The 16,641-nt window shown below is 64.9% G+C and carries 20 protein-coding genes; 5 read left to right on the top strand and 15 right to left on the bottom strand.

Features of this window, described 5'->3' with window-relative positions:
• The first annotated feature begins 415 nt into the window (after positions 1-415).
• Both A3M1_RS0121415 and A3M1_RS0121420 read left to right on the top strand, forming a co-directional pair.
• The gene (locus tag A3M1_RS0121415; RefSeq protein ID WP_018391041.1) at positions 416-691 is read left to right on the top strand and encodes a hypothetical protein; all 276 of its coding nucleotides are present in this window, start codon (positions 416-418) and stop codon (positions 689-691) included.
• Between the two features lie 151 nt (positions 692-842).
• Positions 843-1,601 carry an alpha/beta fold hydrolase gene (locus tag A3M1_RS0121420; protein WP_018963965.1) on the top strand — a complete coding sequence of 253 codons (759 nt, stop codon included), beginning with the start codon at positions 843-845 and terminating at the stop codon, positions 1,599-1,601.
• 6 nt (positions 1,602-1,607) lie between these two features.
• On the opposite strand, the gene A3M1_RS0121425 is transcribed toward A3M1_RS0121420, so the two are convergent.
• Positions 1,608-2,501: a LysR family transcriptional regulator gene (locus tag A3M1_RS0121425; protein WP_018391043.1), complete on the bottom strand. Its 894-nt coding sequence runs from the start codon at positions 2,499-2,501 to the stop codon at positions 1,608-1,610.
• A gap of 118 nt (positions 2,502-2,619) precedes the next feature.
• On the opposite strand from A3M1_RS0121425, the gene A3M1_RS0121430 reads away from it, so the two are divergent.
• Together A3M1_RS0121430 and A3M1_RS0121435 are read left to right on the top strand one after the other, a co-directional pair.
• Complete coding sequence (locus tag A3M1_RS0121430) at positions 2,620-3,348, top strand: SDR family oxidoreductase (RefSeq protein ID WP_018391044.1); 729 nt, start codon at positions 2,620-2,622, stop codon at positions 3,346-3,348.
• 11 nt (positions 3,349-3,359) lie between these two features.
• Entirely contained in the window at positions 3,360-3,773 is a 414-nt protein-coding gene (locus tag A3M1_RS0121435; RefSeq protein ID WP_018391045.1) for an Atu4866 domain-containing protein, read from the top strand.
• A gap of 487 nt (positions 3,774-4,260) precedes the next feature.
• On the opposite strand, the gene A3M1_RS0121440 is transcribed toward A3M1_RS0121435, so the two are convergent.
• Both A3M1_RS0121440 and A3M1_RS0121445 read right to left on the bottom strand, forming a co-directional pair.
• Positions 4,261-4,500 (bottom strand): hypothetical protein, encoded by a 240-nt coding sequence (locus tag A3M1_RS0121440; protein ID WP_018391046.1) that lies wholly within the window; start codon positions 4,498-4,500, stop codon positions 4,261-4,263.
• The gene (locus tag A3M1_RS0121445; protein WP_018391047.1) at positions 4,482-5,117 is read right to left on the bottom strand and encodes a hypothetical protein; all 636 of its coding nucleotides are present in this window, start codon (positions 5,115-5,117) and stop codon (positions 4,482-4,484) included. Before A3M1_RS0121445 ends, A3M1_RS0121440 begins: the two co-directional genes overlap by 19 nt.
• Before the next feature lie 417 nt (positions 5,118-5,534).
• On the opposite strand from A3M1_RS0121445, the gene A3M1_RS26535 reads away from it, so the two are divergent.
• The gene (locus A3M1_RS26535) at positions 5,535-6,242 is read left to right on the top strand and encodes a hypothetical protein (protein WP_156029581.1); all 708 of its coding nucleotides are present in this window, start codon (positions 5,535-5,537) and stop codon (positions 6,240-6,242) included.
• Between the two features lie 12 nt (positions 6,243-6,254).
• Here A3M1_RS26535 and A3M1_RS0121450 read toward each other — a convergent pair whose 3' ends face one another.
• The 12 genes from A3M1_RS0121450 to A3M1_RS0121500 all read right to left on the bottom strand — a co-directional run bounded on the left by A3M1_RS0121450 (position 6,255) and on the right by A3M1_RS0121500 (position 16,472).
• Positions 6,255-6,614, bottom strand: coding sequence for a hypothetical protein (locus A3M1_RS0121450; RefSeq protein ID WP_018391048.1), 360 nt, complete (start codon positions 6,612-6,614; stop codon positions 6,255-6,257).
• A complete protein-coding gene (locus tag A3M1_RS0121455; protein ID WP_018391049.1) occupies positions 6,611-7,042 on the bottom strand; it encodes a hypothetical protein in 432 nt (143 codons plus the stop codon). The genes A3M1_RS0121450 and A3M1_RS0121455 overlap by 4 nt, the downstream gene beginning before the upstream one ends.
• A 68-nt stretch (positions 7,043-7,110) precedes the next feature.
• Complete coding sequence (locus A3M1_RS0121460) at positions 7,111-7,755, bottom strand: hypothetical protein (protein ID WP_018391050.1); 645 nt, start codon at positions 7,753-7,755, stop codon at positions 7,111-7,113.
• Positions 7,755-10,109: a phage tail length tape measure family protein gene (locus tag A3M1_RS0121465; RefSeq protein ID WP_018391051.1), complete on the bottom strand. Its 2,355-nt coding sequence runs from the start codon at positions 10,107-10,109 to the stop codon at positions 7,755-7,757. Before A3M1_RS0121465 ends, A3M1_RS0121460 begins: the two co-directional genes overlap by 1 nt.
• Positions 10,109-10,789 carry a hypothetical protein gene (locus tag A3M1_RS0121470; protein WP_038196811.1) on the bottom strand — a complete coding sequence of 227 codons (681 nt, stop codon included), beginning with the start codon at positions 10,787-10,789 and terminating at the stop codon, positions 10,109-10,111. The genes A3M1_RS0121465 and A3M1_RS0121470 overlap by 1 nt, the downstream gene beginning before the upstream one ends.
• On the bottom strand, positions 10,789-11,706 hold the full coding sequence (locus A3M1_RS0121475; RefSeq protein WP_018391053.1) for a hypothetical protein: 918 nt from the start codon (positions 11,704-11,706) through the stop codon (positions 10,789-10,791). The genes A3M1_RS0121470 and A3M1_RS0121475 overlap by 1 nt, the downstream gene beginning before the upstream one ends.
• Positions 11,706-13,310 carry a terminase large subunit gene (locus tag A3M1_RS0121480; RefSeq protein WP_018391054.1) on the bottom strand — a complete coding sequence of 535 codons (1,605 nt, stop codon included), beginning with the start codon at positions 13,308-13,310 and terminating at the stop codon, positions 11,706-11,708. Before A3M1_RS0121480 ends, A3M1_RS0121475 begins: the two co-directional genes overlap by 1 nt.
• 2 nt (positions 13,311-13,312) lie before the next feature.
• Entirely contained in the window at positions 13,313-13,747 is a 435-nt protein-coding gene (locus A3M1_RS0121485; protein ID WP_018391055.1) for a phage terminase small subunit P27 family, read from the bottom strand.
• Positions 13,735-14,091, bottom strand: coding sequence for an endonuclease (locus A3M1_RS26075; protein ID WP_081620323.1), 357 nt, complete (start codon positions 14,089-14,091; stop codon positions 13,735-13,737). Before A3M1_RS26075 ends, A3M1_RS0121485 begins: the two co-directional genes overlap by 13 nt.
• 8 nt (positions 14,092-14,099) lie before the next feature.
• Complete coding sequence (locus tag A3M1_RS0121490) at positions 14,100-14,705, bottom strand: hypothetical protein (protein ID WP_018391056.1); 606 nt, start codon at positions 14,703-14,705, stop codon at positions 14,100-14,102.
• A gap of 88 nt (positions 14,706-14,793) precedes the next feature.
• On the bottom strand, positions 14,794-15,225 hold the full coding sequence (locus A3M1_RS0121495) for a hypothetical protein (protein WP_018391057.1): 432 nt from the start codon (positions 15,223-15,225) through the stop codon (positions 14,794-14,796).
• A 41-nt stretch (positions 15,226-15,266) separates the two neighbouring features.
• Positions 15,267-16,472, bottom strand: a complete 1,206-nt coding sequence (locus A3M1_RS0121500) for a phage major capsid protein (RefSeq protein WP_018391058.1) — start codon at positions 16,470-16,472, stop codon at positions 15,267-15,269.
• Positions 16,473-16,641 lie beyond the last annotated feature (169 nt).

Genomic DNA, 16,641 nt, shown 5'->3' on the forward strand with positions numbered 1-16,641 from the left:
TATAGTTTTTACTAGTGGAGCCTGAACGACAACATAAGAACTCACTCAGGGGCGAGCAGCGCGCCGTCGCGCCTGCAATCAAGGTCGCAAAGGCTGACGAAAGGGAAGAAACACGATCAGGCCGCGTAACTAAGCAGCGGTGTTCATCAGATACCGTTACGATCACCATGAGAGACGTTCTGGGATGCCGCATTCCATGTACGATGTTCCGTATTCTTCATGGAGGACAACAAGCCTTCACGTAAAAGTGTGACAAGCAAGTAGCCACAATCGGCACAGCCTGCCGCATGCGTGCCCAGATACTTCTTGACTGCGTCATTTGGGTGCCAAGATCGCATGCTTAGGATGTGCCTGCCCGTCGAGGGATACGGCCCCGCCCCGACGGGTTTCACAAAAGGCCGAAACGGGAGGTTCCATGACCAACATTATTGAAGGACCCGCCTTTCGCCCCGAGCCGCTGCATGTGCTGATCGGCCAGGAAGACATCACCATCGACTCGCTGGACGGCGCCATCGGCTTTATCCGTTCGCTGCGCAATGACCGGCTCGGCCGTTTCGCCGAGATGCTGCTGACACAGCTGGAATCGGCCCGCATTCCCCAGCAGAAGAGCGACGCCTGGGTGGCGTTCGCCACCTGGACCGAGGCCTGCCATCTGCGCAACGACGCCCATCACTGGAGCCGGGCCGCATAAGGTCCGGCCACCTGTTACCGACAGCGGGGAGACCTATGCACTCCCCGCGCGCCGGCTTCGCGTCAAAGGCGATGGCGGCGACCGCGACGTTGCGGTAAGCGTTCGGGCGGGGGATGAGCTTTTCTTACGTCGAGCAAACGCCTTGAAGCCTGTGACCGCCGCCTTCGCCGCGCTTGCCGTCGGTGCCACCTTTTTCGCCCCATCGCTGCGCGCCCAGACCCAGGGCAGCCAGACGTCGAGCGGTACGGAACAGCCGGCGGCGACAGCGCCGCAGGCGGCCCAGCCCGTCGTCCTGCTGCTCGATGGGCTCGGCGTCTATGTCGAGAGCGACTATATCGGCGTTTCCGCCCTGACCAGGCCTTTAGCCCTGCAGGGTTTCAAGACCCGCACCGATTCGCATCTGATGGTGAAGACCAAGGGAATCGTTCCGGATGTCATCATCGGCCATTCCATGGGCGGCGAGACGGCGTTGCGCTACGCCACCGAACTGGCGCGCGCGGGCTACAAGCCGCCGATGGTGATCACCATCGACGCGGCGCCGGCCCCGCCGGCCTGCACCGTACCGCGCTGCATGAACATCGCCGGACCCGGCTTCGCCCGGGTGCGCGGCGCCCGCAACATCAGCGCCTGGGATGCCGGCGCGCGCTTTCGCAACCATGCGCAGTTGCCCACCCATCCGGCGGTGCAGGAACTGATCCTGAAGGAAACCGGCGACTGGATGGCGCAGTGGAAGGCGAGCCAGCCGAAGCTCGCGCGCATGGGCCCCAAGCCGGGACGCCCGTCTGCTGCGGCCGAACCCACACCCCCGCCCACGCCCGCTCCCGCCACACCGAAGATGTGGACGATGCCGAGCTGGTCCGTGCCCGGCTGGTCGGTGCCGAGCTGGCCCGGTGCCGGCCAGGGCGGCTGAGCGCCGTCAGTCCCGGCTCTGCCTGACGTGATCGATCAACGCCCGCAGCTTGGGGGCGAGATTGCGGCGGTTGGGATAGTAGAGATAGAAGCCCGCAAAGGGCGGGCAAAAGGCACCGAGGACCGGCACTAGCTCGCCACGCGCGACGAAGGGCCGGAAGGTTTCTTCCATGCCGAAGGTGATGCCGGCGCCGGCCACGGCGAGCTTGATCATCAGCGCCATGTCGTTGGTGGTGATCTCCGGTGCCACCGCCACGGCGAAATCCTTGCCCTGCTCGGTGAACTCCCAGCGGTAGGGCGCCAGTTTCGGCGCCGGCCGCCAGCCGATGCAGCGATGCTGTGCCAGCTCGCGCGGATGCACGGGTGTGCCGGCGCGCTCGAAATAGCCGGGCGAGGCCACCACCGTCTGGCGCTGCTCGGCCGAGACCGGCACCGCGATCATGTCCTGCTCGATTACCTCGCCGAGCCGCACCCCGGCATCGAACCCCTCGGCGACGATATCGAACTCCTCATCCGTCACCGTGACGTCGATCTGCACGTCAGGACAGGCAGCGGCGAAACCGGCCAGCAGCGGCCCGGCGAGAAACCGCTCGGCAATCGACGAGACAGCCAGGCGCAGCTGCCCGCGCGGCCGCCCGGCGAGGTCGCCGGTACCTTCCACTGCGGCGCGGATCTCGGCCATGGCTGGTGCCAGAGCGGCGTTGAGGCGCTCGCCCACCTCGGTGAGGCTGACGCTACGGGTGGTGCGCCGCACCAGCGCCATTCCCAACGTGGCCTCCAACCGGCCGATGGTCTGGCTCACCGCTGAGCGTGTCACGCCCAGGCGGTCGGCAGCGGCGCGGAAGCTTCGCTCCTGTGCGACCACGGTGAACACCGCCAGCGCGTTGAGATCCGCCATCATTGGTTAGCTTTACTTTCCATTGTGTCGTGCCGTGCACGGCTTATTGCGACACTGCCCGCTCGCTACCTTCCTGCCAACGCGAAACCGACGCGTAAGCGATCAACAAAGGAGCAGGGCAATGGCACTGGACAAAGTGGTTCTGATCACCGGCGCCTCCAGCGGCATAGGCGCCGGCATCGCCCGCGAACTCGGCCGGGCCGGCGCTCGGCTGGCGCTGGGCGCGCGCCGTACCGAACGGCTCGACGTGCTGGCAGCCGAGATCAGCGGCGCGTTCGGCGCCGAGGTGATGATCCGCCGCCTCGATGTCACTGACCGGGCGGATGTCGCCGCCTTCGCCGAGGCCGCCCGCCAGCACTATGGGCGGGTCGACGTCCTCATCAACAATGCTGGCATCATGCCGCTCTCACCCATGGCCTCGCTGAAGGTGGAGGAATGGGACGCGATGATCGACGTCAACATCAAGGGCGTGCTCTACGGCATCGCCGCTGTGCTGCCTGACATGACGGCGCGCGGCTCCGGCCACATCGTCAACATCGCCTCCATCGGGGCGCTCTCGGTGGTGCCGACGGCGGCGGTCTATTGCGCGACCAAATACGCCGTGCGCGCCATCTCCGACGGCCTGCGGCAGGAAAACGACCGGCTGCGCGTTACCTGCGTCCATCCCGGGGTGGTCGAGAGCGAACTGGCCGACACAATCACCGATCCCGCCGCGGCGCAGGCGATGAAGGCGTATCGCGCCATCGCACTGACCCCGGACGCCATCGGCCGGGCCGTGCGCTTCGTGCTGGAGCAGCCTGATGATGTCGATGTGAGCGAGATCGTCGTCCGTCCCACCGCCAGCAGTTGAGGAGGCCCGTCATGAAATTGCGACTGCAGGCGCCGCTGCGCGCCACCCCGACCACTGTTCGCCCGGTGCGTCCTTCGCGCCGAATGAACCTGCTGGCCGCGCTCGTCGCCATTTCCTTTCTCCCATCCCGTGCCGGAGCCGATCCCGCCATGACACCGACACCCGCCGCGCGCCCTCAACACGACCAAAATCACCCTTATGTCGGCATGTGGGTAACGCCCGACCGACATATCCGGCATGAGCTCCTGCCCAATGGCCGCTATGACGAGGCGCGCGGCACCCGGCAGAGCGCCTATCGCGGCCGCTACGAAGTGCGCGGGACCCATATCGACTATTGGGACGACACCGGCTTCACCGCCGACGGCATCTTTGTCGATGCGGACACACTCCACCATGGCGGCATGGTGTTCCGCCGCGTGAAATGAGGGCACGCGTCCCGCGCCATCCGCGCCCGCTATCTTGACGAGTGGCCGCCGACTGGGGCATGGCTCGCCGGCGATGACGCGCGGGGTCGCGCTGGCAGGTCTTCCAAAGGCAGGTCTTCCAAAGGTAACGGCGCCGCCCCATCCGGGCGCGGCGCACGCCGGGATCGGGAGAGCGCCCGGCAACCTCTAAGGTGCCCCCCGAACGATCGCCGCCAGGCCCGCCTTCAATCGAGGCAGTGCGGGGCCGGGAAGGGTGGCCGAGTGGTTTAAGGCAGCGGTCTTGAAATTCTGCCAAGGCCGTGCCGTCGCCTCCCGGTCAATGCGTCCTAGCGTTGATATTGCTGGATTTTAGCGTCGCGTCATGTCGCATCATCACCGCAGGTTTTGACCACTGCCTTGCCGTCCGGTGCCAATTCCGGTGCCAATGGCAAGCATCTCAAACCCAAGATAAACCGGCCGCACCTCCCGGGCGCGGCCGGCGAGGTCGTCAGTCGTGCCTGCCGGCACCCTTGGGAACAAGGTCCTTTACCAAATCCTCTATCAGCCCTTCCGCCGCTTCCATGCGGTCGGCGGCTTCGTTCAGCACCGCCCGCATCGCATCGCAATGAGCCGTGCTGATCTCATCCTGCAGGGCGTTCGCCATCAGCCGCGCCGCCACGCACATGTGGCCTGCAGCCAGCATGATGTCTTGGATATCGCGAAGCCGCATCAGGTCCGGGGATGGCATACGCCCCTCCTGCGCTGCAATTGCTCCCAACGTCCGCCCGCATCGGCAATGCCGTTGTCGTCGTCGTCATGCGGGCCGTCGAGAATGTCGCCGCCGTCCTCGTTGACATCCTCCGGATCATCGCCCGCGTCATCCTCGCGGTCGTTCGCACAGCCGCGAGCCCATGCAGACTGATCGCCGCCATTAAAACCGAAAGTCCGGCTCAGGAAACCGCAGGGAGAAAGTGTGCGGTCGCCATACCAGCCGCGCGGATAACTCTCCGGCGACGCGATGCTCGGCTCGCGGCATCCGTCGTCTTCGGCGTCATCATGCGGCGTCGGGCACAAACCGAAGCCAGCGCGCTCCTCTCGCCATCCTAGAACGTATTCGGCGTCGCCGCCGTCCTCGTCATCCTCGTGAGGGGACGTGCAGACATGGAAGGCGAGCACCGCGCACGTGGACCATTCGGGGCCGCTCTGGTCGAGTTCGTCGCCATCCGGCTCATCGTCGGAATCGGGATCGAGGGCGTCGAGCGCCTCCATGGCGCGCTCGATGATGAGGGAGAGATCGCGACAGGCGGCGAGCCGGTCGACGATCGAAGGCGGGAACGGGCCGCCGTAGTCTTCGTGGATATACATGGGATGGCTCACTAGTTCGGCTTGTCAAGGCCGTCGCCGGTAGCGGACCGGCAGCCGGGAGTTGACAACCTGCTAGTGAGACAGGCCGGCGCACTTTTAAGGGTTTCCCCTCTGGACATGGCGCACCGCTCCCGGCCAATATGGCCAGGTTCGGTCGCCCGCCAAGGCGCCGCGTTGCGTCTGCCTCCGCCAAGAGGCTTTCGCTTCAGCACTCCTCCGCCGCCAAGCGGATTGGTGCCTATCACTAGTCCGGGTTGTCACGCCCAATCCCATTTATGCGCTGCTTCGCCCCTCTCGCCAAGAGGGATGCGAAGGCGCGCGCTTTGGTTGCATGCCGATCGGGTCGATGCCAGACTAAGTTACCAACACTGAGGTCGGGCATCTGCGCTTGTGTGTAGCACCCGAGGGGAGAGAGCTATGGGCCAAGCAAAAATAAAAGCCGGGAGGCAGAGTGATGTCGCCTATCATCACACCAGCAGCCTGTACACAAATCTTATATGGATGTCTGGATACATTGATTTAGAGGGAACAAATCGAGAAGTTATTCATCCGAAGATTGGAAAAATACGCTCCCCTCTTTCCTTGCGGCGGGGCGTGCAGGATTTCCCGCGACTTGCGTGGTTCACGCGCCGCGTGGACGTTCCGAAATGCCTCATTCTATCGCAAGTCTCTTTCGCCAAAGACGACGGCTCCATCGTCCAGACCTTGCAAATTCCTGAGCTCGTTGGCCATGGTATTGCGCTTAATCGATTCGCGCTCGGGTTCTCAATCTCGGAACACAAATTGGTACCCTGGAATGAGTACTACGGATATACAACAGCGGAGGGGCGCGCCTTGAATGAATCGGCAAGAGACTTTGGCGACAATCCGGACGATTGGCTGATATCGGAAACCCCAATAGATGTTGCCACGGCTGTTGAAGTGCGCTTGTCTCTGAATATTTATGAGCCAAACCTCAAGAAGTCAGAAGCATATCTTCACGATATAAAGAAGATGGTTCAGCTTTGCCGTGAGAAAACTGGGGTTTATATCCCCCCGTCCTGGCTGAAAGTTGAGCAAGCCGAGCGACTGGCTCAGTCTATGGGGCTGTCAGTTGGAGATTTTGGCGGACGCTTTAAGGGCTAGCCGAGTCGGCAGCTAGCCCCTGACCTGAAGGTCGATCCGTACCAGCGCGCTTCCAATGTAGATAGGCGCAACCGCAAGAATCGAGCGAGCACGTCCGGCGACAATGATTTGGTCGCCGACCTTCGGCACTTCCCATTCACCCGAGGGCCACCCCTCGGCTTTAAGCTGGGTTGCCGAAAGCACGACTTCGCTGTCGCCTTGGTAGATGCCTCCGGCGATTTCGTCCGGGCGGTACCCCCTGAAACTCACCCGGGCAGAGACATCTATGTTGGACATCTGAGCTCCATCTTGATGCCGACGCCGCAAAACGGCGTCCTGCCCATGCTTTGCCAACTGGCGATCGAGCGAAGCGATTGCGGCGTCGGGGCTCATAGCGCCGCCCTCTCGTCCACCAGGTCGCACACGCTCTCGCCGGCACGACCCTTGCCAACCTCGCCGGCCGCCCACAGGATCGCCGCCCGCAGCGCCACAAGGTCCGGCGCGTTCACCAGCCGTTCGGCCATCTCCGGCGAATAGGCGATCACCTCGTCCCCGTCGCCGGTCAGGTTCTCCCATCCCAGCAGGATGCCACCGAGGATCGTCGCGCCCGTCACGGCCGACGCCTGCGCCTCCGTGAGCCCCTCGGATGGCGTCGGTACTACCGACCCCATCCCGGCAAGAGCCGCCTTCTGCGCGGCGCGGGCGCTTGTGCTGGTGATGCCCCGCACCTTGAGCCGAAGGTCGCCGAAGCCGGGGATATCATCCACCCAGCCGCCGCCCTCGATGCGGGCGGCATGGGTGCGTATGGTGGAGAGGTTCATTGCCGGTTCCTTTCGATATCTTTGTGCCGAGGTCGGAATTCCGACCCCGGACGCAAAAGCGCCGCCGCTCACGGCTTGATCGGCTCGCCTATGGTGTCTGACCAGCGATGGATGATTTTTGAAGCAGGCTCGACGCCGGGGGTTACGAGCGTGGCCACGATCCACCCTCCCACGCCGTGCCCGATGATCGGCTTGCCGTCCTTTGTGCCAAGGACGTCCAGATTTCGGCGCGCCGCCTCGAAGGCAGGGATGGCGTGGCGCGAGGGGTCGAAGTCCTCGGGAGGAATATCGCCGAGATCTATTCCGAAGGTGCTGACGCCTTCGAGAAAATACCAATGGCCGACGGGGAGGTCCTCATAGCGCTGAGACGTCGACCGAAACAGGACATGGCCTGTTCGCGCCTCTTCAGACCAACCCACTACCATGATCTCGCAGTCCTCCCATCCCTCAAGGTTCTGCTCGAATCGTCGCCATACGTCATCCGATATTCGCCTGAATTCATCGAATGACTCGTAGGACGAATATATGCAGGCCTTGAAGAACTCGATGTAGCACTGGTAGCTTCCGCGAAGCACAAAGACGGCATTTGCTCGGGGTATAGGCACTATCTTGTGCACCACTCTGGTGAGCACTCCAGATTGCGTGTCATATGTTGCCGCGTCAGCGAGAACATGCACTCGCCCGCTTTGTATCACCGCTGCCATGGCGCTCATCAGAATGCTCCCTGTATCGAATAGCGGCTGCGGCCCGTTCGCCCGCCATCGGCGAAGCCGAGGCCAGCCCAAGGGTTTCCTGTCGTCGGCACGAACGAGCCGCCAACCATCGTCCCGGCCGTTCCGTTGGCGCCCCCTCCGCCTCCCGTGAAGGCAGACAAGATGCTGCCAAGGATGCCGCCCCCGCTTCCGCTGCCCTCTCCGAACAGCCCAGCCGTGAGGTTCTGTGTCGCCATTTCGAGGATCGTGTCGAGGGCCCGCTCTGCGGCGTTTTCAAGCGCGTCCATGGCATCGACGCCATTTCGGATGTCGCGGACGAAACCCGACATGGCGTCGCCGGCAATGTCCTTCGTGGCGGCAAGCGTCGCGTTGAGCCGCATCGCCTCTGCGTCGGCGGATTCGAGGTCCACCTCCAGCCCGGCCGAACGCTGCGTCGCCGCGATCTGCTGATCGACCGAGTTCCGGCCAAGCTGCGCCCGATCGAACGCGATGTCGTCCATCAGCTGCTTGCGGGCATATTCGGTATTCAAGCCGGCGATGGCCTCGGCGTTGGCGCGGATCTCATCGGCTTCAGCGGAAAGCAGGTTGATGCCGCGAGACCGCATGTCCTGTTCGGCCTGGAGCCGAGCGACGAGCTTTCCGCGTTCTTCGGCGTTGGTGCCGATAAGCCGGGTTTCGAGTTGCAGCGCCTCTATCTGCGCCTGCTGGTCCCGGAGGAGATCATCAGCGCCTTGGCCGCGCCGCAGCTTGTTGCCGTCCGCTCCATATTGACCGCTGATCGCCGATAGGTTCCGCTGATGAGCTTCGGCGGCCTTGTCATATTCGGCCTGCGCCGCGTTCGCAGCTCTCAGCATCTCGATCTGGCGGCCGTAAGCGTCGGTTTCTCGGGCAATGGCAGCCTCGCGGGGCGACATGCCGGCAATGATTGAGGACCGGGTGTAGGCCTCGAGCGAGGTCTTGGCCTTGTCCTGCGCGTCCGTGAGGCCGGTGACGGCATCCCGCGCCCTCTGCGCGGCCGTCTCCAATTGCGCAGCCCGGGCGGCTATTGCGCCCTCGGAACCGCCGAGGGCGGCGGACTTTGCCAGAGCGTTGGCCAGGTTGCCGTCAATGGCGGCGAGCGAGGAAATCACCTTCTGCTGTGCTGCCAGGGCGGGCACCAGGTCGGTGATGGCCTTCACGCTGTCGGCATAGGTGCGCAGGGACGGCACGCCGTCGCTCGCCGCCCCGGAGAGGGCTTGAAGCGCCGCAGCGGCGCCGGGGAGCGCGCGGGCAGTCTTGCTGGCCTCGTCGGTCAACGTCAGGAGTTCGTCGGCCAACTGGCGCATCCGGCCATTGCCGGGGTTCGCTGCAGCAAGAGCGTTCACCGCCTCGCGAAACTCGGTGATCTTCGGCGTGCCGGCCGCAATGGACGTCGTCAGGTCTTCGATCTGCTGCTTGAACGGCGCGAAGCGTGCGTCCGCGCTGAACAGCGGCTGATCGAAGCCGTTGGCGATCTGGCCATAGGCTTCGGGGCGCTGCGCCTGCACGCTGGTGCCGAGTTGGCTAAGCAGCGCCTGAGACTGGTTCGCCAGCTGCTCCCGCAGGGCCGCAGCGCTCTGCTCGGCTGCGCGCCGGAGGATAGCGGTCGATTCCTCGGCGTAGTCGCGGGCGGCCGCCGTGGCGTCGCCGTAGCGGTCGCCGATGCGGCCGATGATGTCTTCATGCTCCTTGAAGATATCCTCGGTGGATTTGGCCCCGTCGCCGACGGTCGAGAGGAACAACGATGCCGCCGCGCCCGCGCCGGCGAGCGCCAGGACGGCAAGGTTTAGCGGATTGGTGACGAAGGCCAGCAAGCCGGAGCCGAGTGCACCCACGGCACCCTTAAGGCCTCGATCGCCGAGCTGGCCAGCAAGCTGTCCGCCCTGCTGGATGATCGGCAGAAACAGGCCGCCGCCGCTGGCGATCTGGGTGCCGAGGTCCATAAATTGCGCGCCCATCAGCCCGATCTCATGGCTGGCGAGCTTGGTGTTGTCGTTCACCCCCTTCATCTGGTCCGACACGGCGCCGTAGCGAATCTGCGCCGCGCCAAGCAATTGGTTATGCCGGTCAACCGAGATCAGGCCGCGCGCTTGGGCGTCGGCGAGGTCGCGTGTCGCCTTCTCCAGCTGCTTGCTGGACGCATAGTTGCCATCGAGGGTTCGGTTCCATCGCTCCAGCGACCGACCAACGCTCGCCGTGGAACGCTCCAGCCGCTCACCCGCCGCCACGACGGCGTCATCCGCTCTGGCGAGCCCGTCCAGCTTATCCTTGGCCTGATCGACGCCGTTGGTGGTGGCCCTGATGTCGATCTCACGGACTTCACGAAGCGCGACCATTAGCGTTCTCCTGCAATGACGATGGCGGGGACTCGGGTGGCACGCTCTTGACCGCGAGCCTCACGGCGCTCGGAGGGTGTCGCGACAAAGCGCCCCTTTCGGCCCCGGAGCCGCACCGTGCCGGTGCCGGTCGGGATGTAAGGCTGAATGCCGAATTCCTGGAGCGAGCGGAATGAAAACTTGATGGCGGCGATGTCGCCGAACTGCCGGCGCGCAAGGGCCGCGACAGCCTCGTAGATGCCGGCCGGCTCATAGTGCTTCTCCAGCCGGCGGGCATACGGGGCCTCCGACAGGAACACGTATTCATCGGCACGCGGCACCTCGGCGCCGGGCTCGATCTCCCGCCCGCCGGCAAAGAACCGATGGGACTTCATGTATTCGCCGGTGATATGCGGCGAGTGCTGCACCAGCGCCTCGCCGATCCACTCGAACACCCGCCCAAGCCCACCGTCGAAGCGGAAGATGATCCGGCCGGGCAGGTTCACGCTCTCCAGCGTCGCCCCCGGCCGACCGTCGACGATCTGCTCATAGGTCGGCTCGCGGCCCGTGGCTTGCCGATTGGTCTGCAAGCCCTCGGCGAGGCGCTGGCGTGCGAAATCCGCCACCGCGCGCTTCTGCGTCTCCGGCGCAAGGTCGCGCGCTACGATGGTTTCGACGATCGAACGCATGGGGCGAGCCATCAGTGCAAATCCTCCCCGATTTCCTCGCAAACGAACTTGGTCTTGTGCGCGTAGGGGTTGCACGTCGTGCTGCAATACTGCCGTTTCTGACTTGGGTACGGCGGGTAGAAGATCGCGCTACAGGTCAGGCACTGAAGAGCCTGCCGAACCTTCTTTGGCCGATTCGCAGCAGCACACTCGCGCGAACAGAATTTCGCTATTCCGCACGGGTTCTTCTTCGGCTTGAAGATGGTGCCGCAATGGTCGCAAGGTTTATTGCCGTATTTGGTTTCCGCATCATGGAAACACGCCTTTGTGCAATATTTCTGGCCCCTGTAGCCCATTGCGAATATAGTTCCGCACTGTTCGCAATCGATTACCCGTTCTTCTTTCAGCTTTGCTGACCTCTCGGCGCAAATTGCCATCCATTCAGCCCAGGACACAGCCTCCCCGGAAAGATTGTCGCGTTCTTTCTTGGCGGCCTGAGAACATAATCTGCTGCAGAATTTGACCGTCTTTCCACCGCGAGAGCCGCGATCATCATCGATTCTCCCGCCGCAGCGAGCGCAATGTGTCCTGTCCTGCTCGTTGAGATCGACGTACTCCGGCTGCCCCTGACTCCATGTCGGTCGGATGGTGCCGATCTGATGGAGCGCGACGCCGACAACCGAGCGGGCAGCACCATCGGCGTCAGGCCACGGCCACCCGTCGAGGCACAGAGAGGCGCGAATGCCGGCGATGCAGGCTCCTTCATAGGCGAAATTCGTGGGCTGCCCGGTCCTCAGAATCTTGGCGGCGAGGTGAGCGAGGCGGTCGGAGTGATCAGCGTTAAGGGTGCGAAGCGACTTTTTCCGCGTCAGCTTCAGACGAGCCTTCGTGTTCGCAGCCTCCTGCATTGAACGAAGCAGCGCGAGGGTATCGGGTGTGATCTGGAGCATCAGGCCAGCACCATCATCTCGGGGGACCAATCATCGCTCTCGTAGATGCTCCCGCCGCCCTCCGCGCTGGCACGGCTGACGGCCATGGCGCAGGCCACGGCGCCGTCGATCTTGTCGCGGCTCTTCTTCTTGTGGAACATGCGGTTGCCGGCGCTGTCGGTCTGCACGGCGATGTTGTCGAAGCACCAGCGCAGCACCGGGTGCCCGCCATGGGTGAGCTGGCGTCCGACAATGGCGCGCTCCAGTTCCTTGATCGCCGGCGCCATCGTCACCCAGCCCTGCCGCATCTCCACGGCCGGCAGGCCATCCTCGAGCAAGTTGTTCAGCATGTTGCGGGCGAGGTGCGGATCGAAGGCGATCTCCTGCACCGCATAGCGGGAGCAGAGATCGCGGATCGTGTCTTCCACGGCGCGAAAATCGACGACGTTGCCGGGCGTCGGGATGATGAAGCCCTGTTCGGCCCATGTCGGATAGGGCACGCCGTCGCGGTCGGCGCGGGCGCGCAGATTGTCTTCCGGACAGAAGAACCAGGGATGGACGATGTAGCCGCCGGCCTCGTTGCGCCAGGCGGCGACGACGGCGGTGAGGTCGTGATTGCTGGAGAGATCGACGCCGAGCCAGCAGGGCAGGCCCTCAAGCGCGTCGAGATCCACCGGCTCGGCACCCGCGTCGTAGATGTCCATATCGACGAACGGGTCGGCGGAGTGGTCGAGCCAGATGTTGAGGTTGAGCTGGCGGAAGGCCTCGCGGTCGCCGATGCGCCGCTGCCCCTCGCGGGCGAGCTGGCGCAGGCCTTCAAGGTCCGGGTAGCCATAGGCGAGGCCTGGGTTCACCCGGTGCCAGACTTGTTCGTCGGTCCAATCGCAATCACGGTCCGCCTCGAACATGATCGGAAGGATCGAGGGATCATCGACCTCACCACGGGCGACGCGGCGGGCGTCTTCAACGATGTCCCAGGCGACGTTTTCGTGCCCCCGGCCGGCCGTGGTGGCGACGACGAGGAGCGAACCCTTCTGCTTCACGAGGCCGGAGCGCAGGACGTCCCATAGCTCGCGCTTGGGCCAGGCGTGCAGCTCGTCGGCGAGCACGAAAGCGGGCGTGCGCCCGTGCTGGGTGCCCGCATCGGCCGAGATCGCCTCATAGAACGATCCGTCACGCGGGAAGGTGAGACGGTTACGATAGTCGACGACGCGGGTGTTGGAAGCCACTGCCGGCACAGTACGCACGATGCCAAGCGCCTCGGCAAAGGCGAGCCTCGCCTGCTTTCTGTCGGCAGCGGCCGAGATCACCTCGCCGCCAGGCACCCGCTCCGGCCCGATCGTGTGCAGCAGGGCGAGGGCCGCAGCGAGCGCGGTCTTGCGGTTTCCACGCGGCAGCAGCAGCACCACAGTCTTGACGATGCGCGTGCCGTCTTCATGGCGAGGGCCATAGATGCGGCGCACGATGCGCTCTTGCCACGGGTCGAGCTTGAACGGCCGCCCGGGCAAGGTGCTCTTGGGGTGGCGGAGCATGGCCAGCCAGCGCACCGCGCGCGCTCCGTACCCCATCGGGTCGGGGATTACGCTGCCGTCGAAGATCCATTCGGGATAAGTCGAGCGCGCCATGGTCAGAAGTCCATGTCGAATAGGCTGGACTGGCCGGAATTCCCCTCACCGCCGCGCGCCGCCGGCCGAGAGCGACTGACCGGAGTCAGCCCCAGCTCACCAGCAAGCAGGCGAGCCTGCGTCTGGGCATCGGAGGAGATTGCAACGGCCGGGTGCTTTTTTGGCCCGGTCTTGCTCTTGTAGATCATGCCCTCGGCGGAGATGATCCGTTCCGCCTCGGCCGCCCGCCCTACCGCAACGCAATAGTTCACCAGCGTCGCGATGTCGGTCACGGTAAGGGTGCGGCGTTCCTCGATAAGGATCGGCGCCACGCGGTTCCACTCGGCCCGCGCGTCTTCCGAGAGCCAGTCCGGGGGATCGAGCGGCTCACGCACCGGTGAGGAGCCGGGAGCGATGGCGAAGGGCTTGGCACCGCGCATGACGATCACCTCTCCCATGACGGCGGCACCGCCTCGGTCTTTAGCTGCCGCTCCCGCTGAACGTCCTTCGCATTGCAGGGCCGGCAGCCGGGCAACCAGTTCGATTGCGCCATGCGGAGGTCTGGCCGTAGGCGGATGCTGATTTTGTGGCGCACGAGCACGGCCGGCTGACCGCAGGTGCAACGCCGATGCTCTCTCAGGAAGGCGGCGGCGCGGCGCTGGTATTCCGTGTCATAGCCACGCTCCCGCGCGGAAGGCCGGCGCTGGTCGTATTGAGCCTTGCGCTTGACCTCGCAGAGGCAACGCTCGCCCGGTGCGATACGATGGCCGCAGCCGCAGATACGTGGTGCGCGGATCGGCATGGTGCACCTCACGCGAAGCCCGGCAGCCGATACGGCGCCAGGAGGTCGGTGACGTCGGCAGGGAGCGCCGAGGTCATGCCGTAGGAGAAGGAGCCGATGCCCACCACGTCGTCGCTGCGCACCGTCTGGTCGCGACCGCGCGTCAGGAAGGCGTTGCGCACGGCCAAGATAGCGGCGCGCTCGATGTCTTCGGGAAGGTCACGCCCTTCGCCGGATGGAATGAAACCGGCGCTGTAATCAATGACGACCCGGCCGGGCGTCCAGACATGTGAGTTCCCGGCCTCAGTGAGTCGGAGGAGGAGGCCGTTAGCGGCGTTCAACTCGTAAAGCGCCGGCGCCTGCCCACCGTTTCCGGTGGTGAGGGAGGCGATCGCCGCCACCGGAAAGCGCGAGAGGATGAGCACCGCCGACGGGTCAGTAAGATGGATCGTCTCACGGACACCCTCGCGAACCAGGCTCCGCCCACACCAGCTCTCGATTGCCCGGCTCTTCTGCGTGATGAGCAGACTCAAATGCTCGTCGCTATGGGTGACGAGCGCCATGTCGAGTTCGGCCTTCACCGCATTGAGGGTGGTGAGATCGCGCGTCGTGGCGGGTGTGGTGACGGTGAGCATGATCTGATCTGCACTCAACCTGATGATGAAAGGCGGAGAGCGCCACGCGCTCCCCGCTGGCGGTCGGCGGCGCTCTGGAGGTCCTTTGTCACGCCACCGGACGGTCGCGGGCGCGGCCCTTGATGACGGTGGCGGAGAGCGGTGTGGCGGTGCCGTGGGTGCCGGAGAAGTCCGCCAGCAGCTTCAGGAACCGCTTGTTGCCGACATAGCCGACGCGCGTGATCGAGGGCGCGGCGTGAGCGGCGATCAGCGCCTTGACGATGCCGCCGGCGCCGACGCTATCGAGTCCCTGCACGTCGTCGATGGTGACGGCGGCATAGGTCGCATCGTCGTCGCTGTGCGTCAGCTTGAACTCGACCTTGTTCGTGCCGCTGAAGGCGATGCCGCCAACGCCGACATGAATGGCGAGCATGGCGGCGTCGAAGCCGCGAAGGTCGATGGCCGCCGGGGTGTTGTCCGCCGCATAAGCGGCCGGCGGGACGGCTTCGACGACGGCCATATTCGAGATGATGTCGCGCATGGATGATCCTCCGGGCAGCGCGTGAAAGGGATTCGCGACCGTCAGGCCGCCATCTTGAGCTTGCGGAGCGCGCGGGCCTGCACCATGCCGGCGCCGGTACGGCGGGTGGCGTGAATGCGGGTGATGCCCTCGGTGGCGCGCAGGTACGGGTTGACGAGGATGGACAGCGCCAGGCGGTCGACGATCCGGTAAGCGGTCGCGAAGTCGCCGAACAGGACGGGGTAGGCGTTCGCCGCCACGTCGGGCATGTCGATCGCTTCCACCACCGGGCGACCGAGGATCATCTCCGGCTGGCCGGCCTGATAGCTCGGCTGCCACAGGTAGTTGCCCTGACCGTCCTTCATGGTGCGCAGCTTGGCGAGGGTGCCGCCATTCATCAGCCAGGAACCGCGCGAGCGGTAGGGTGCCGGCAGCGCGTACATCAGGGCGATCAGCTGGTCGGCCGAGAGGTTCGTCGCGTGGCCGTTCAGCGTCTCGGCGATGCCGGTGGCGGTCAGCAGGCCTTCCGGCTCGAGGATGCCATTGCCGGAGACGAAGGCGAGGCCTTCCTTCTGGCCGAAGTCCTCGGCGAGGGCGAGATTGATCTCCGCCTCGGCCGTACCGCCGCTGTCGGCGAGCAGCTGGTTGGACACATCGACATAGGTGTTCACCTCGCGGATCGGGATCTCGACCTGACCGAAGCTCGGCTCGCTGCCCTCCTGCGCCTGCGTCTCGCCCTTCCACTTGGCATTGGTGATGCCGGTGCGCTTGGGGTAGCTCACGGCCGGGGCGACCGTGGTGCGCACCGTGGCCAGCGTGCGGATAGGCGAGAACTCGGTGATGTCGCGGATGAACTCGGCCGACATCTCGGTCGGCGCGAGATAGCCGCCCTGCGTGTCGCTGGAGACGGTCAGCACCTTCAGCTCGGCATCGGGGGCGCGGTCGCCATGGCGGAGATAGGCGCCGAACGCCTTCTGCTCGACGCTCGCCTCGCCCTTGGTTTCCGTGCCGCCGCCGGGGCGGTTGATCTTCGCCTCGATCTTGTCCAGGCGCTCGACCAGCTTCGCGGCCGGGTCGTCCTTCTTGTCGTCCGGCTTGGCACCCTTGCCCTCGAGCACGGCGATGCGATCGCCGAGCGTCTTCTGGCCATCGTTGACAGTCTTGGTGAGATCGCCAAGCGCCTTGGTGACGATCTCGTTCGGATCGTCATTCTCGCCCTTCAGGACCACGGCGCCGAGGGCCAGCGTGTTGAGGCCGGTGTGCTTCATCGTTCAGGTTCCTTTGATGGCCGCGTGAGCGCGGCGGATGGATTCGGCGAGCCGAAAGGCATCCGCCGCAGACTTGGCGCCGGTGATGCGGGCGCCGGGGTGCATGGGCGCCGTGACGAGCGACACCTCGAAGAGGTCGAGCGCCGTGATCGTGCGGCCGCCGCCGGAG

Source organism: Ancylobacter sp. FA202, assembly GCF_000380205.1.
GTDB lineage: Bacteria > Pseudomonadota > Alphaproteobacteria > Rhizobiales > Xanthobacteraceae > Ancylobacter.

Excerpts from the sequence above, each read along its gene's own strand:
- A3M1_RS0121480 (WP_018391054.1), bottom strand. The coding sequence starts at position 13,310 with ATGGCGCGCTCGACTTATCCCGAATGGATCTTCGACGGCAGCGTAATC.
- A3M1_RS0121435 (WP_018391045.1), top strand. The coding sequence starts at position 3,360 with ATGAAATTGCGACTGCAGGCGCCGCTGCGCGCCACCCCGACCACTGTT.
- A3M1_RS0121415 (WP_018391041.1), top strand. The coding sequence starts at position 416 with ATGACCAACATTATTGAAGGACCCGCCTTTCGCCCCGAGCCGCTGCAT.
- A3M1_RS0121440 (WP_018391046.1), bottom strand. The coding sequence starts at position 4,500 with ATGCCATCCCCGGACCTGATGCGGCTTCGCGATATCCAAGACATCATG.
- A3M1_RS0121460 (WP_018391050.1), bottom strand. The coding sequence starts at position 7,755 with ATGAGCGCCATGGCAGCGGTGATACAAAGCGGGCGAGTGCATGTTCTC.
- A3M1_RS26075 (WP_081620323.1), bottom strand. The coding sequence starts at position 14,091 with ATGCCGATCCGCGCACCACGTATCTGCGGCTGCGGCCATCGTATCGCA.
- A3M1_RS0121450 (WP_018391048.1), bottom strand. The coding sequence starts at position 6,614 with ATGAGCCCCGACGCCGCAATCGCTTCGCTCGATCGCCAGTTGGCAAAG.
- A3M1_RS0121485 (WP_018391055.1), bottom strand. The coding sequence starts at position 13,747 with ATGGGAGAGGTGATCGTCATGCGCGGTGCCAAGCCCTTCGCCATCGCT.
- A3M1_RS0121500 (WP_018391058.1), bottom strand. The coding sequence starts at position 16,472 with ATGAAGCACACCGGCCTCAACACGCTGGCCCTCGGCGCCGTGGTCCTG.
- A3M1_RS26535 (WP_156029581.1), top strand. The coding sequence starts at position 5,535 with ATGGGCCAAGCAAAAATAAAAGCCGGGAGGCAGAGTGATGTCGCCTAT.
- A3M1_RS0121470 (WP_038196811.1), bottom strand. The coding sequence starts at position 10,789 with ATGGCTCGCCCCATGCGTTCGATCGTCGAAACCATCGTAGCGCGCGAC.
- A3M1_RS0121455 (WP_018391049.1), bottom strand. The coding sequence starts at position 7,042 with ATGAACCTCTCCACCATACGCACCCATGCCGCCCGCATCGAGGGCGGC.
- A3M1_RS0121425 (WP_018391043.1), bottom strand. The coding sequence starts at position 2,501 with ATGATGGCGGATCTCAACGCGCTGGCGGTGTTCACCGTGGTCGCACAG.
- A3M1_RS0121490 (WP_018391056.1), bottom strand. The coding sequence starts at position 14,705 with ATGCTCACCGTCACCACACCCGCCACGACGCGCGATCTCACCACCCTC.
- A3M1_RS0121495 (WP_018391057.1), bottom strand. The coding sequence starts at position 15,225 with ATGCGCGACATCATCTCGAATATGGCCGTCGTCGAAGCCGTCCCGCCG.
- A3M1_RS0121465 (WP_018391051.1), bottom strand. The coding sequence starts at position 10,109 with ATGGTCGCGCTTCGTGAAGTCCGTGAGATCGACATCAGGGCCACCACC.
- A3M1_RS0121445 (WP_018391047.1), bottom strand. The coding sequence starts at position 5,117 with ATGTATATCCACGAAGACTACGGCGGCCCGTTCCCGCCTTCGATCGTC.
- A3M1_RS0121475 (WP_018391053.1), bottom strand. The coding sequence starts at position 11,706 with ATGCTCCAGATCACACCCGATACCCTCGCGCTGCTTCGTTCAATGCAG.
- A3M1_RS0121430 (WP_018391044.1), top strand. The coding sequence starts at position 2,620 with ATGGCACTGGACAAAGTGGTTCTGATCACCGGCGCCTCCAGCGGCATA.